The organism is Olleya aquimaris (assembly GCF_003259525.1).
Lineage (GTDB): Bacteria > Bacteroidota > Bacteroidia > Flavobacteriales > Flavobacteriaceae > Olleya > Olleya aquimaris.
In genome coordinates this window covers 377,551-392,941 of sequence record NZ_QLLO01000001.1, presented here as the reverse complement: position 1 = coordinate 392,941, position 15,391 = coordinate 377,551, and the positions used below count along the sequence as shown (strand labels likewise).

The window sequence follows — 15,391 nt, the reverse complement described above, 5'->3', positions numbered from 1 at the left end:
TTTAATCTCCTCCTTCATATTCGGTTGGAGGCATTCCTGCATTTCCATAATTATAAGATTGTATATCATAATTATTTTTGTTGTCAGAAGGTTCTGGATCTCTTTCAGCTTCTCGATAAGTTGGTGAGAAAAACACAGTATTTTTAAGCTGTCCATCAATTTCCTTTGCTCCAAAATACACTCTAATTCCAGGGTTTTCTTTACCCTGAATTTCAGATTCTTCTTTAACATAGTTTAAATAATCTTGCATAACTTTTAAATCAAACCAAACATCTCTTACATCTTCAGGCATAACTCCGTTATTTGCTGCAATTATTTCTGGTAAGTTTTCGTATTTAGTTTTGTATGCCTCTTCATAAGTATTTGCTTCTGCATTAGTAATTAAATCTGTTGGTGGATCAAAATTACAATCTGCTGATTTTTCACATTCTTTAAAAAGTAAAAAGGATAAAATTAGAACTATAATAAAAAGGGTTGTTAATGTTACATTTTTCATTGAGTATAGTTTTAGTTAATAGATAGGTTTACTAAGGTAAGATTTTTATTATTTGAATAAAGTGTTTAATCTCAAGAAAGTAAACATTGTTTTGTTATTAATTATAATTCAAATATCAGTCTTATCAATCTTTTGAAACACTATCAATAAATAACTAGTAGTTTTCAATCTATAACCTGTTAGTTTAAATAGATTAAACAAAAAAACCTGCTAATAAGCAGGCTGAGTATATCTGTAAATATTAATAAAAATTATAAACTTTGAAGCAATATCAACGCCAAGATTAAACTTACTATGGGTAAACTTAACAGCAATAATACATTATGTTGTTTGGATTTACTTCTGTTGTATTTAGCATTTAAAACCTTTCTGGTTTTACCATTATACTTTAACCAATTTTTTAAATGAATGATACAAGCAGAAATAAAAAACAATATCCATGCTTTGTCGCTAGCTATAGTAGTGACATTCATTTTATCTAAAAAAGTGGCAAAAAACACTCCTAAAAGGAAAAGTAATGCTATTTGTAAGGCAGAAATATAAAATAAAGCAATACTGTTTGCTTTTTGTTTAAATCGTGTCTTAAATGTAGTAAATACAGAAAAGAAAAATTGATCGAATGTTGTCATATACTGAATAAAAAAACCTGCCACAATGTAGCAGGTTTTTTTTATTATTTGGTTAGCAAAATAATTATTCTGCTGAAACTTTAATGTTATCTACTTCCCAAGTTGCTGCTGAAGCACTTGTAGACGTATATTTAAAAGCGATAAATAAATTACCACCTGCTGCTGCAGATACATCTAATTGACCAGAATCTGTCCATGAAGACCAACTACCAGTATTAGTATCTAAGGTTGCAGCTAATGGTACCCAAGTTCCGTCTGTTGTTGGATCACCACCATTGTAATCTGTAGCATAAAATACCTCAATATCGTTTCCTGAGTAACGCTTAACCGTTTGGAACGTTAAAAATGCACTTGGTACAGATGATAAATCTATTGGTAAAGAGATTAACCAATCTTCGTTTACTTGTGCACCTCCAGAGAAACCAGACATAGTTGCACTGTCACTTGGATTACCAAATGTATTGTAGTACCATTCTTGTGTACCAGTTACGTTGTAAGGTGTCCATTTGTTTAAGTTTCCTTGAGAAAAGTCATCCTCAAATAATGGGTCACATCTTAAAGCGTTGTCAAAATTGATAGCTTCTGGAGTATTGATGTAAATAGTGTAGAAATCATCAAAGAAATCTCTAGTTAATATACCATCAATTGTACCTCTATTAGCAGGTAATGTTAAGCCTTTAAAGTCTGAAAATGTACTAGTACTTAATACTACACTTCCACCTGTTGCACAACTTTCTAATGTACGCTCTCCGTCAAAACTATCATTAGTTTCAGATGCAAATGTTAGCCCAATTAAATTGCTATTAAACTGCATATCTGTTAATCTAATGTACTGACTTTCTAAAGCATCGTTAAAATCTGAAATAGATACTTCTTTTGCAACTATAGTAGCTACCTCATCAGCTCTAAGGATGTGTTGAGATACAAGCGTGCTTGGTATTCTTTCTATATCTTCTCCTTCTAAACGACCTAATTGAATAACTCCATTGCTTTCTCCAACACTTAATCCGTTAAGTTTTACAAATACCTTACGTCCAAACTCATATTGAGTAAACATTGGGTTTTTGTCAACTTGTATAACGATTGCTGCAGTTGGGTTTTCTGGTTTATCTTGAATGACTAATTGCTTGTAGAAGTTTCCTCCTTCGTCACTAGATACCACATAACCTTCAGTATATTTTTCAGTTACTGTTGCGCTTGCTTCATCATAAGTGACTGCATCTCCATTTCCTGTTCCAAAGTTTCCTAATACAGCACTAATAGTATTGAATTGCGCATTAGCATTTGGGTATGATGTAATACCTGCAATTGCTTGTGTAGGTATATCAAAATTATCGTCTTCAACACAACCTGTAAGTAAGACTAAGCTTACTAAAAGTATTGTGATTTGGTTTAAATTGAATTTTTTCATCTTTTCTTGAATTTATTTTTTCTATAAATATAATTAAAATCTTACGTAAACATTTAAATAATAGGTAGTACCATTACCAAAAAAGTAACGATTACCAAAAATAGGTCCATTAGCATTTGTTTGCTCGTCTAATTGACTTCTATAATCTACACGTCTTGACTGCTCAAAACCACCTGTTTTATACTCTTGGTCAAATATGTTGTTAATAGTTGCAAAGAAACCAACAAAATAGTCGTCTATTTTCCAAGATTTACCTCCAACAACGTTAACTAACATATAATCATCAAATTGCTCTTGTTGTAATAATTGTTTTGCAATTGCAGGGTCTATATCATTAATTTCTCCTCCAGATACTACATATAGGTTTCCACCAGCAGTTGCATCTTGAAATTGTGTATCTGTATATAATTCTGGGTCAATTACAAAAGCAGTACTACGCTTTATAGCACTTGCATCAACATAGGCATTAGAAAATTGATTAAAAGTTACACCAATATTCCAATAATCTGGATCACGATATTCAAATCCTAATTGGTAAGCTCGTTCTGGTCCACCAGCAACATGTAAATCTTTAAGGTTTGTTGTTCCGTCGCCAAAGATAGCTCTACCTGTACCAAATTCTTGACTGTAAAAAGTTAGGTTTGGATTATTGTTATAAGTGTATTGTCCAACAGAAGCAGCACCTTTTAATTTTATAGTAGGCGTTACTTGAGCTTCTATACCAAATTCTGCACCAAAATGTAATCTTTCGATACCAGTAATGGCTTCTTGTACTAAATTACTACCAACCCCTTCACTAAAATAAAAACCAGTTTCTGTTGCATCTTCAAACGTAGTATAAAACCCAGTTAATCTTGCTTTTACAATTGGTGATCTAAAAATGTAACTAGCGTCAACACTTTTTATAGTTTCGCTATCTACATCTTCTAATAACATATTAGACTGTCTTACATTAGCAAACGTGTTTCTAATATTTGGTGCTTTGGTCATGTAGGCTCCGTTAAAATCTAATAAATGTTTACCAGAGATTTTATAAGTCGCTCCTGCTTTTACACCAAAGTTTTCATATTCTACTTTAGGACCTTGTCCAAAAGAATTACCAGCAAAATATCCATTTTCAAAAAGACCTGTACGTTGGTAGTCTGTTTTAGACACATTACCTGCTAAGTAAAAATCTACTTTACTATATTTAAATACTGCTTGAGCAAAACCTCCAACAACATTTGCATCAATCTCGTAATTATATTTGTAACGCTCTCCTTCTTGAGCGATTCGGTTTGGATTTCTAATATCCGATTGAGCAGTTGTTAATACGCCATCTGTAGATTGAATATTTTCATCAGAGAAAAAATCGACATCTAAGTAACCCGAACCTCCTAATAAATCTGAAACTTCAGCAAAGTTTTCGCTACTTAATTTTCTGTAATTAACTGCAGCGTTTAAACGAATATTTTCATTTAATTCTGTGTCAAAAATAATGTTAGCCATTAACTGTTTGTCATCTATTCTATCTTCTTGGATAGCATATACAGAGTTTTCAAAATTTGCATTAGCAGTGTATAACTCATTCCAGTTAAATTGCCCATCGTTTAAAAACGATTGTTGTGCTTGATAAGCTAACTCATAATCGTAAGCGGTTGGACCACCATCTACATTTAAATGATAACTAGGTAAGTTTTGGTAATAGGTTGGGTCTGTATTTCTTGCTCCACCTATATAACTGTCTTGTCCTTGAAAAGTTACTAAACGTGTACCACCATTATCAACTCTGGTGTTTCCTGTTTCACCAAATTGGTAACCGATGTTTGTGTTTATAGACGTTTTTTCAGAAATATCCCAATAATGGTTTAACATTATAATTGGTTCTTCAATTCTTCTAATTCTAGAATTTCTTATTTCACCGTTTAATTCTCCCCAAAATGGGTTGTATTGTCTTCCTTTTAACTCAAATACTTCTTGAGTTAAAGCGGTACCTCTACCTCTTCTGTTTTGAGCGTAGATTGATGTGAAGTTTATACTGTGATTATCGTTAATCTTTTTTTCTACAGAAGCAACAAAAGAATTAGCATCATAAAGTGTTCCTTCTACATATCCTCCGTCTCCAAATCGTCTAGACGCTAATAAGCTATAAGCCCATCCATCTTCCATTAATCCAGAACTATAACTTGCCATTAAACGACCCTCATAACTTCTGTTTGCAGAAGCAAAAGATAAACGTCCACCTTCACGGTATTTAGAGGCTCTCATTATAATGTTATTAGTTCCTGCTAAATCACCAAAGTTGTAATCGTTAGGAGAGATTCCCATAGAGAATTCTTGATTACGCTGTAAGTCATTAATTCCTCCCCAGTTTCCCCATTGTGGTCTACCAGTAGATTGTTTATTTAATTCTAAACCGTTAATTAATACTTTACCATTAGCGTTGTCTAAACCTCTTGGTCTAAAAAACGTCGCACTAAAGTCAAATGCAGCAGCATTTAAAAAGATGTCTCTAGAAGACTGTAATAAACCTGATACATTACTAGTTAATCCATCATCCTCACTGTTTAGTTGATCATCTGAGATAGAAATAATGTACAGATCCTTTTTATCGCTTGCATTGTATGCTAAAGTCATATCCTGAATATCTACAGTTTGACCTTGATTAACAATAATAGGATAATGCTTAGTAGTATAATCTACTTGTTCAATTTTAAGAATTTGCTCACCTAGTGGAATACCTTTATTGAAGATAAATTGACCTAAAGCATCTGTTTTAGTAGATAATCCAGAATCTTCAATTGTTACTGTTACATTAGGAAGAGGCTCGTTAGTAACCGCATCTTTCACACTACCTTTTACAATAGTGTCTTGAGCTAGAACAGTACATGTTGAGAAAATTCCTAATAAGAAAAATAAAAAACTTTTTTTCATACTATAAATTATAGTTAATAAATGGTTGCTGCGTTAAATAATTATTATTTAAGGCGTGCAAATTTACATTATTTATAATAAATATCTACTTTTGGCAAGAGTTTTGTAAATAACATAACAAAAAAGTAACACTCAAAGTTAATGAAACACCTAAACTACTTGCTTACTGTACTATTATTAGTAGTATTTGTAAGTGTAAATGCGCAAGAAAAAAAGAAATTTAAAGTACACACTGTAGCTTTTTATAATCTAGAAAATTTGTTTGACACAATCAATGATCCAACAAAAAACGATGAAGCAAGTCCAATGATGGAAATTAAAGCGGATCGTGCAGAAATCTACAAGAAAAAAGTACATAACATGGCTCGTGTTATAGCAGATGTTGGTAGCGAAGTAACCAACAATACTCCAGCTTTAGTTGGCGTTTGCGAGATTGAAAATGTAAATGTATTAGAAGATGTTGTTAATGACCCTTTATTATTAGCAAAGGATTATGGCATTGTTCATTTTGATGGACCTGATAACAGAAGTATAGATGTTGGTTTATTATATCAAAAATCTTTATTTCAAGTAGTCTCTAAAAGTACGCACACTTTAAAGATTTATGATGACGAATCAAGAGAACGTATTAATACTAGAGACCAGTTATTAGTTACTGGACAATTAGAAGGAGAAACCATACATATTATTGTTAACCATTGGCCTTCAAGACGAGGAGGTGAAGCCAGAAGTAGATCTAAACGTGTTGCTGCTGCAAAATTAAACAAGCGTTTAATAGATAGTTTACAATCTATAGACCCATACGCTAAAGTTATAACAATGGGAGATTTAAACGACAACCCTAATAATGCTAGTGTAAAAGACGTTTTAAAAGCAGAGCGTAAACAAAGTAAAGTAGCCTTTAAAGGAATTTATAATCCGTTTATTGATATGTATAAAAAAGGATTAGGAACTACTGGTTACAGAGATTCTTGGAGTTTATTTGACCAAATTATGGTTACTAAACCATTTCTTGAAAAAGACTACGATAATTGGACTTATTTTAAAGCCGGTATTTTTAACAAAAACTACTTAATCAATAAAAAAGGACGTTATGAAGGCTATCCTTTTAGAAGTTTTGCTGATGGTGGTTTTACAGGAGGATTTAGTGATCACTACCCTGTTTATATTTACTTAATAAAAGAAGTTAAAGACGCTACACCTAGTGTAAAGAAAACCGAAGAATCAGAAGAAACAGAAGATTAAAATTATATATCTCCCAAATAAAAAAAGCGACCTGTTTAGGTCGCTTTTTTATGTTATAAGTTTAACCATGTTTTCCATGGGATTTTTGCTAGCACTAGTATTAAAGCTAAAGTATAAAATATAGCTATGGTTTTTAATTTTTTATCAGAGGTAAGTTTCTTTTTATGTTTTGAGTAGCCTATAGTTATTAATGCTACAGCAATTATCATAGTTAGAGGATGTTCGACTACATTTGAACGCATGGTAGCGTTTTTCATGATCTCTCCCATACTCATTTCAGAAAAATAATCTGATGCAAACCACAACACAATTCCTATTAGTAAATGGATGTGTGACACTATTAAAGTAAATAATGAAAGTCTAAAGTCTCTAGCTTCATATTCTTTTTTAGCAATTGTTTTATACAGTGCATTAAAAGTAGCTACTACAATCATAAACAATACTAGATACGCCCAATATGAGTGTAACATTTTTACAGTTGAATACATAGAATTTAGTTTTTAATTTGTGTAAAGGTAGTAATTAATTTAAGTTTTATAAATAACCTGAGAATTACATTTTCAGCAACCATTCTTTAACATCTACCTCTTTTTTAATAATATCTCTTAATTGGTCTATTTTAACTCGTTTTTGTTCCATTGTATCTCTATGTCTAATGGTAACTGTATTATCTTCTAAGCTTTCACCATCTACGGTAATACAAAATGGTGTTCCTGCTGCATCTTGACGCCTGTATCGTTTACCTACAGCATCCTTCTCGTCATAAAACACATTAAAATCCCATTTTAAATCATCTACAATGTCTTTTGCCATTTTAGTTAAAGCTTCATCTTTTCTAACTAAAGGTAATATAGCTGCTTTTATTGGTGCTAGAACTGCAGGTAATTTTAAAACGGTTCTTTCACTTCCGTCTTCTAAGGTTTCGTCCATTAGAGAATTTGAAAACACTGCTAAAAACATTCGATCTAATCCAATTGAAGTTTCTAGCACATATGGTGTGTAACTTGCATTGTCTTCGTGATCAAAATATTGAAGTTTTTTTCCAGAGTATTCTTCGTGTTGTTTTAAATCAAAATCTGTACGACTGTGTATACCTTCTAATTCTTTAAAACCAAACGGGAATTTAAACTCGATATCTGTAGCTGCATCTGCATAATGTGCTAGTTTTTCGTGGTCATGAAAACGGTAATTGTCTTCTCCTAAACCAAGTGATTTATGCCATTTTAAACGGGTTTCTTTCCAGTAATCAAACCACTCTTTTTGAGTGCCTGGTTTGATAAAAAATTGCATTTCCATTTGCTCAAACTCGCGCATTCTAAAAATAAACTGTCTTGCAACAATCTCGTTTCTAAAGGCTTTTCCGGTTTGTGCTATTCCAAACGGAATTTTCATACGTCCCGTTTTTTGGACATTTAAAAAGTTTACAAAAATACCTTGAGCAGTTTCTGGACGTAAATATAAATCCATTGCAGTTTCTGCACTTGCACCTAACTTAGTACCAAACATGAGGTTAAATTGCTTAACGTCTGTCCAATTTCTACTTCCACTTAAGGGACATGCAATTTCTAATTCTTCAATTAGTGCTTTTACATCTGCTAAATCTTCGTTTTCAAGAGATTTACCTAAACGCTTTAGTATGGTGTCAATTTTTTCTTGGTAACCTAACACGCGACCATTTGTTGCTAAAAATTCTTCTTTATTAAACGCTTCACCAAAACGCTTAGCTGCTTTAGCAACTTCTTTGTCTATTTTAGTTTCTATTTTTGCGCAATAATCTTCTACTAAAACATCTGCTCTATAGCGTTTTTTAGAATCCTTATTATCTATTAACGGATCGCTAAAAGCATCCACGTGTCCAGAAGCTTTCCAAGTAGTTGGATGCATAAATATTGCAGCATCTAGCCCAACAATATTATCATTTAATTGCACCATTGCTTTCCACCAATAGTCGCGTATGTTTTTCTTTAATTCTACTCCGTTTTGTGCGTAGTCATACACAGCACTTAATCCATCATAGATCTCGCTACTTTGGAATACGTAACCATACTCTTTTGCGTGAGAGATTACTTTTTTAAATTGATCGTCGTTGTTTGCCATAATGGCACAAAGATAAACGATAAATAAAAGTGTACAACCAAAAAATGATTAGTCTTTTTGGCAAGAATAAATAAATGCTGGTGGAATATTTAAAGGCTCAAAACTTAAGGTTATACGCCCTTTAAACATTTCTTTTAATGCTGAGTAATAGGTTAAACTGTATTGGTATTGAAAAAAGTACCCATTAGGTTTCAGGCTTTTGTAAGCATTTTCTAGAATAGTGTCTGTTATTGTCTTAGGAATATTAGTAAGTGGTAAACTAGAGACAATATAATCTACAGCTTCAAAACCATGCGTTTTAATAACTTCTAATATAGAATTAGCAGACTGATTTATTACAACTAATCTGTTGTCGTTTATTTTCAAAAGCTCGTTATAAAAATTGTCATTTATTTCAAAAACAATTAGCTTACTGTCTGGGTGTAATTGTTTTAAAATCTCTTTAGTTATTTTACCATTTCCAGGACCAAATTCTACTATAAGATTTGGCTTATTAAAGTCAATACCTTTAAGTAATTTAGTGGTTAAGAATCTTGAGCTTGGAAATATAGTTCCAGATGTTTTAATACTTTTTAAAGATTCTTTTAAAAATTTGAATTTGTTCAAAAAAAGATGATTTTTAAAATTTTAAACGAATATAGGCTTTTTATTATTTGCTAAAAGAGCAAAAAAAAACCATTACAGTTGTAATGGCTGTTTTATATTGATTTTCTAAAAGCTATTTAAGTGTTATTGTGGTACTTCCTAGCTTAGTATTATCGTAAAAAATATTTACAAAATAAATCCCCTTAGTTAAGGGTTGATCTGCATCTGTTGTAATTAAAGTATTAATATTTATATCTTCATGCTTATAGTCTACCTTAATTTTTTTACTATAAATTAAAGATTGTTTACCAAAATTTACAGATCCTTGATCGGCAATAATATTGTTACTAGGACTAAGTATTTGGATGTAAATATCTTTTTCTCCGTCTTGCACTAATTTGTTTTTTGAAATAGTAAACTCAACAAACAACTTGTTTGTTTTATTTGAATTATTAGTGCTTATCATTCTTTTAGAAGTAATACGCTTGACTGCTTTAGCGTTTAATTGTTCTATTTCTAGATGGCTTGCACTTTTAATCTTTTTAGTTAAATCGGAATTTGTAGAAACTAGGTCTTGATTTTCTACCTTTAAAGTAGTTGTTAGATCTTTAGCACTTAACAGTTCTTTTTCTGCATACTCTGCTTTTTCAGAAAGACGTAAATTTTCTTGTTTAAGGTTATCTACTAACTGTAACACTTCTGTCTTTTCATCTTGTAATAATCTTATTTTAGAACGATATAGTGTTAATAAAGACGTGCTTGGCTTTAATGTTTTAATAGAATCTAAAATAGATTTTATTTTGGTTTTAGACTGTTCTAGTTTATCATTTAATTGTTTGTTATCTACCTGAACATCATCAAAACGTAAAATCATTTCTGATAATTCATTTTCTAACAGTTTTTTTTCTTGAGAGATGTAGGTTTTATAATTTTCTAAAGTCGTGTAGTTAGAAATTGTATAAGATCCTAACATTACTAGAATTATGACTAACGAGCCTATTATTAACCTGTAATTGTAAGTTTGAGGGAAAACTATCATTTTTGTATAAATTACGAATTAAAAATATAGATTAATTATATAGCTAACTGATTATAATCGATAAAGGGGTAAAAAAATTGTTGAACTTTATAAAATGTCAAAAAAAAACGCTTAAGGTAGATATACCAAAGCGTTTTTTTAATAAATGGATTAATATTTAGACTGTTAGCTATTTAAGGGACAATGATGTTTTACCAATTAAAGTATTGTTATGATAAATATTTATGTAGTAATTTCCTTTTACGAATGGTTCATTATCTAAGGGTTCTACAAAAATACATTCTTGTAAGCTGTCATTATTATAATTTACAACAAGTTTTTTACTAAAAATCAATGAAGAATCTCCTTGCATTTTTACTTCGCCTTTATCACCTACAACATTATTTTTTGGGTCTACTACTTGCACATATAACACTTTTTTACCTTTACTAGTAAATTTGTTATCTGGAATTGTAAAACATACGTTTAACTTTTTTGCTCTTTTAGCAGAGGTGGTACTTTTTATACTACCACTACTTGTAATGCGTCTTACGCCTTCTACAAATACATCTTTAACATTAAGGACCTTAGCTTTTTTGATTTTGTTTTCATAACGTCTGTTAATTCTGGATAAAGTAGAATTTTCAACTTTTAAATCTTCAGACATAGTAATCGTTTCATTAAGCTGTTCTTCAACTCGAAGCGATTCTTGTTTTAAAAATTCGTTTTCAGCATGTAATTGGTCTACTAATTGTAAAATCTTTTTGTTTTCACTTTTTAACAACTCTAATTGCTTTTTGTAGTGAGCTACCAGATATACATCTGGTTTAAGATATTTTACAGAATCTAAGATTCTTGCAATTCTAATTTTAGAATCCTCTAGCTTAGATTGTAAATCTCTATTATCTATTTGTAGAGCATTATAATTAAAAGCCAATTCATTAAGCTCTGCTTCTACTGAAGCATTCTCATCTAATAAAAATTTGTGATACTCGTTTAAAGAAGTATAGTTGGTGTAACTAAAATAACCTAAAGCGCAGATTAATGTTGAAAGCGCAACAATAACTAACTTTAGATTATAGATTTGGGGTTTTATAATCATCAGTTTAATATTTGATACTACAAAAATAGGTGTAGCATTTTAATTTGTAAGAATTTTTCGATAACTTGATTAAAAAACAGGATTAAGCATCATTTGTAATCACTTTAAAGCAATTTTATGCATTTTAACCGAAGTCTAAACTGCCTATTTTCAATGTATTATGAATTTTAATACACTAATTAACCTGTTTTTTCCAGAAGTTTGCAACGCTTGTAAAGCTTATTTATTAGATAACGAATCTTTTATTTGTACAGATTGCAGACATCAATTACCTACGACTAATTTTCATTTAAATAATGACCCATTTGTAAAAAATGTATTTTATGGTCGTGCAAAAATTGAAGCAGCTACAGCCTTATTACGTTTTGAAAAACAAGGAATGGTACAGCATCTGTTACATCAATTAAAATATGGAAACAATCAAGCAATTAGTGGTTTTTTAGGTGATTGGTTAGGCGAAGAGCTTAAAATGTCTAATTATTACAATACTATAGATATGGTGATACCTGTTCCGTTACACAATAAAAAACTAAAAAAAAGAGGCTATAATCAGGTTACACAATTTGGTCAACATATAGCTAAAGCTTTAAATACTACCTTTAAAGAAGATATTTTAGTAAAAGTAACTAATACAGCAACTTCTCAAGCCAGCAAATCTAGACTAGAACGTTGGCAATTAGATAACGAGACCTTCGCGGTAAGTCAATTAGATAAACTACATAACAAACACATCTTGTTAGTAGACGATATAATTACCACTGGAAACACTTTAGAAGCCTGCATAATAGAACTTACAAAAGCACAAAATATTAAAATAAGTATTGCAGCTATGGCAATAGCATAAGGCATTTTTCGTTAAACGATAAATATGTTGTTAATTTGTAACTTCATTTTAAAATTGGTATGCAAAATCGTCTGATAAATTTTAGTTTTTGGTGTGTTTTATCACTCACTTTTATTAATTGTGCTAACCGAGGAACTATAACTGGAGGCGAGAAAGACATTACTCCTCCAAAAGTGATAAAAACCATTCCAGAGAATTATTCTACTAACTTTAATAGTCAAGAAATAGTAATTTATTTTGATGAATATATCAAAACCAAAAACCTGTCTAAACAATTAATTATTTCTCCTCCAATGACTAGTACTCCAGAGATTACACCTCTTGGAACCGCTAGTAAATACATGACTATAAAGATTTATGACACTTTAAAACCTAATACAACCTACGCCTTTAATTTTGGTAATAGTATTGTAGATAATAACGAAGAAAACCCATATCCATTTTACAGATATGTGTTTTCTACGGGAAGCTATATTGATTCGCTTAAAGTTAAGGGACGTATAATGGATGCTTTTGACAGAGAGCCGGAATCTTATGTTTCGGTTAATTTATATGAAGTAGACTCTACTTATACAGATTCTATAGTGTATAAACAAGCACCTAAATATGTTACCAACACCTTAGATAGTACCACTAATTTTACTATCGAAAATTTAAAAGCAGGAACCTATAAATTGATTGCTTTAAAGGATAACAATTCCAACAATACCTTTCAACAAAAATCTGATAAAATTGGGTTTTACGAAGATTTTATTACAGTTAGTTTAGATAGCTCTAAAACTTACGACTTAAAGTTATTTAAAGAAGCATTAGATTATAAAGCTGAAAACGCAAGATTAGTATCTGGCGAAAAAATAGCATTTGGTTTTCAAGGAAAAGACTATAAAAACATGTCTATTAATTTGTTGTCAGAGGTTCCATCAGACTTTGAGTACAGAATTATTAAAGACCAAGAGAAGGACTCTTTAAACTACTTCTACAAACCTAAATTAGAAGTAGACTCATTAGTATTTACAGTAACTAATAAGACAAAAATAGATACGTTTATGGTTAGAATTAAGGATAACAAAAGGGATTCCTTACTACTAAAAGCTAGCCCAAATAATACTATTGACTTTTTTGAAACTCTTAAAATTTCTGCTAATATCCCAATTATTACTTTTGATGAAAGTCAAATAAGTATTATGGATAAAGACTCAACAAATATTGGTTTTACTACCAAACTAGATACCTTACATAATTCTGTTGAAGTTTTATTTGATAAAGCCGAAAACAATCAATACAAAATCCAACTGTTGCCAAACACAGTCACTGATTTTTTTGGCAAGTCTAATGATACAATAAACTACAATTTAAGAACACCTAAAGAATCTAGTTTAGGTAATGTTAGAATAAATATTAGTAATGGTACTTACCCTTTAATTATACAATTAGTAGATGGAAAAGGCGAAGTGCGATATGAGAAATACACAACAAAACCAGAACCACTAGATTTCTTCTTTATAAAACCAGGACAATATTACATACGCGCTATTTTTGATACCAATAAAAATAAAAAGTATGACTCCGGTGTCTTTTTAAAAGGTATACAACCAGAGCGTGTTAGCTATAGCAAAGACGCTTTTGAAGTAAGAATTGGTTGGGATATTATCCAGGATTTTATTTTAAACTAAAGGCATCAGCATCATCTAAAAAGCGTAGTTTTTGTCTTGTCATCTCAATATGAGATTTAGATAACACCACCTGTTCTACACCTTCTGTATTTGGTTTTAGATTAGTTAGTTTTTCGCCTAAAACATTATACACCGCAGAGTGTCCTGGATACTCATAATTATTGGCATCCAAACCTACTCTATTCACACCAATACAATAACTCATATTTTCAATTGCTCTAGCTTGCAATAAGGTATCCCAAGCATGTATTCTGGCTTTTGGCCAATTGGCGACATAAAGTAAAATGTCATAATCCTTTGTTATTCTAGCCCAAACTGGAAAGCGCAAATCATAACAAATTAGTGGACATATTTTAAAACCTTTATACTCTATAATTAGTTTTTTATTGCCTTTTGTATAGACTTTATCTTCTCCTGCTAAAGTAAAGGTGTGACGCTTGTTATAACTATCTATTATCCCGTTAGGATGCACAAAAACTAATCTGTTGTAGTAATTATTGTCTTCTTGTATAACTATGCTTCCAACTATTGCAGCATTTTTTTCTTTGGCTAAATTGGTCATCCATTGGATGGTTTCTCCATCCATGGGTTCTGCAACAGATTGTGGAGACATAGTAAATCCAGAGGTAAACATTTCTGGCAAAACAATAACATCAACTGTTTGATCAATTGATTGTATTTTGGCTGTAAAATTATTTCTGTTTTGAACAGGGTTTTCCCACACTAAATTAGATTGTACAATAGCAATATTTAGTTGGTTATCTTTCACTATTAAAGTTTATTCAATTTTTGCTGTGCTTTTGCTACATTATCTCGAAGCTTTTCAAGCTTATCTTCCCATTTTTCAATATCGTTTGGAGATAATTTTCCTTTAGATTTTAGCTTCTGATATTTTTTAGTTTCTTTATCTAGCTTCTCGTTTGCTTTGTCTAATGCATTTTGAGCTTTTTCTTTTTTAGCAATTGCTTTTTCAGCTTTATCACGCTCTTTTTCGGCTTGTTTTCTTTCTTTTTCTGCTCTTTTGCGTTCTTTTTCTGCTGCTTTAAGCTCTTTTTCTTGAGCTTTTAGTTTTTTAGCCTCTTCTTTTGCTTGCTGCTCACGTTGTTTAGCATATTTTTCTTCTTGTTTTTGTCGCTTTTCAGCATCTTTTATTGCTCTTTCTTCTTGTTTTAAGAGGTCTCTTTTTTCTTTGGCTATGCTTAAAATTTTATCCTTTTGATCTTCATTTAATGTGTCAGAAACATCTTCTCCGTTTAAAAATATTTTTTTGTTTTTGACTTCATAAATTTGATTGTCATGAGTAACATCTTGAGCGAAACTGAAGTTTAAAGCTATTAAAAAGATAAATGGTATTAGTATTGATTTCATTAACTTAAGA

General features: G+C 30.9%; 14 protein-coding genes. 3 read left to right on the top strand and 11 right to left on the bottom strand.

Annotation, left to right across the window (positions count from 1 at the left end):
• Nucleotide 1 precedes the first annotated feature (1 nt).
• The 4 genes from LY08_RS01795 to LY08_RS01780 form a co-directional block, all read right to left on the bottom strand.
• Nucleotides 2-496: a hypothetical protein gene (locus tag LY08_RS01795; RefSeq protein WP_111658724.1), complete on the bottom strand. Its 495-nt coding sequence runs from the start codon at nt 494-496 to the stop codon at nt 2-4.
• Between the two features lie 251 nt (nt 497-747).
• Nucleotides 748-1,149 carry a hypothetical protein gene (locus LY08_RS01790; RefSeq protein ID WP_245907532.1) on the bottom strand — a complete coding sequence of 134 codons (402 nt, stop codon included), beginning with the start codon at nt 1,147-1,149 and terminating at the stop codon, nt 748-750.
• Nucleotides 1,150-1,189: 40 nt separating this feature from the next.
• Nucleotides 1,190-2,536 carry a DUF5689 domain-containing protein gene (locus LY08_RS01785; protein ID WP_111658723.1) on the bottom strand — a complete coding sequence of 449 codons (1,347 nt, stop codon included), beginning with the start codon at nt 2,534-2,536 and terminating at the stop codon, nt 1,190-1,192.
• Between the two features lie 33 nt (nt 2,537-2,569).
• Nucleotides 2,570-5,449, bottom strand: coding sequence for a carboxypeptidase-like regulatory domain-containing protein (locus tag LY08_RS01780; RefSeq protein WP_111658722.1), 2,880 nt, complete (start codon nt 5,447-5,449; stop codon nt 2,570-2,572).
• Nucleotides 5,450-5,590: 141 nt separating this feature from the next.
• On the opposite strand from LY08_RS01780, the gene LY08_RS01775 reads away from it, so the two are divergent.
• Nucleotides 5,591-6,694, top strand: a complete 1,104-nt coding sequence (locus LY08_RS01775) for an endonuclease/exonuclease/phosphatase family protein (protein WP_111658721.1) — start codon at nt 5,591-5,593, stop codon at nt 6,692-6,694.
• Nucleotides 6,695-6,747: 53 nt separating this feature from the next.
• Here LY08_RS01775 and LY08_RS01770 read toward each other — a convergent pair whose 3' ends face one another.
• From LY08_RS01770 to LY08_RS01750, 5 genes are all read right to left on the bottom strand, one after another.
• The gene (locus tag LY08_RS01770; protein ID WP_111658720.1) at nt 6,748-7,182 is read right to left on the bottom strand and encodes a hypothetical protein; all 435 of its coding nucleotides are present in this window, start codon (nt 7,180-7,182) and stop codon (nt 6,748-6,750) included.
• 64 nt (nt 7,183-7,246) lie between these two features.
• Nucleotides 7,247-8,791, bottom strand: coding sequence for a glycine--tRNA ligase (locus LY08_RS01765; RefSeq protein WP_111658719.1), 1,545 nt, complete (start codon nt 8,789-8,791; stop codon nt 7,247-7,249).
• A 48-nt stretch (nt 8,792-8,839) separates the two neighbouring features.
• Nucleotides 8,840-9,397 (bottom strand): class I SAM-dependent methyltransferase, encoded by a 558-nt coding sequence (locus LY08_RS01760; protein ID WP_111658718.1) that lies wholly within the window; start codon nt 9,395-9,397, stop codon nt 8,840-8,842.
• 112 nt (nt 9,398-9,509) lie between these two features.
• Nucleotides 9,510-10,349 (bottom strand): hypothetical protein, encoded by an 840-nt coding sequence (locus LY08_RS01755; RefSeq protein ID WP_146603188.1) that lies wholly within the window; start codon nt 10,347-10,349, stop codon nt 9,510-9,512.
• A 235-nt stretch (nt 10,350-10,584) separates the two neighbouring features.
• Nucleotides 10,585-11,496 carry a coiled-coil domain-containing protein gene (locus LY08_RS01750; RefSeq protein ID WP_111658716.1) on the bottom strand — a complete coding sequence of 304 codons (912 nt, stop codon included), beginning with the start codon at nt 11,494-11,496 and terminating at the stop codon, nt 10,585-10,587.
• A gap of 160 nt (nt 11,497-11,656) precedes the next feature.
• Here LY08_RS01750 and LY08_RS01745 point away from each other — a divergent pair, with 160 nt between their 5' ends.
• Both LY08_RS01745 and LY08_RS01740 read left to right on the top strand, forming a co-directional pair.
• Entirely contained in the window at nt 11,657-12,340 is a 684-nt protein-coding gene (locus LY08_RS01745) for a ComF family protein (RefSeq protein WP_111658715.1), read from the top strand.
• 59 nt (nt 12,341-12,399) lie between these two features.
• Complete coding sequence (locus tag LY08_RS01740) at nt 12,400-14,013, top strand: Ig-like domain-containing protein (RefSeq protein WP_111658714.1); 1,614 nt, start codon at nt 12,400-12,402, stop codon at nt 14,011-14,013.
• Here LY08_RS01740 and LY08_RS01735 read toward each other — a convergent pair.
• On the bottom strand, nt 14,000-14,782 hold the full coding sequence (locus tag LY08_RS01735; protein WP_111658713.1) for an amidohydrolase: 783 nt from the start codon (nt 14,780-14,782) through the stop codon (nt 14,000-14,002). The two genes, LY08_RS01740 and LY08_RS01735, sit on opposite strands and share 14 nt — an antisense overlap.
• 2 nt (nt 14,783-14,784) lie before the next feature.
• Nucleotides 14,785-15,381: a hypothetical protein gene (locus tag LY08_RS13480; protein ID WP_146603187.1), complete on the bottom strand. Its 597-nt coding sequence runs from the start codon at nt 15,379-15,381 to the stop codon at nt 14,785-14,787.
• Between the last annotated feature and the right edge of the window lie 10 nt (nt 15,382-15,391).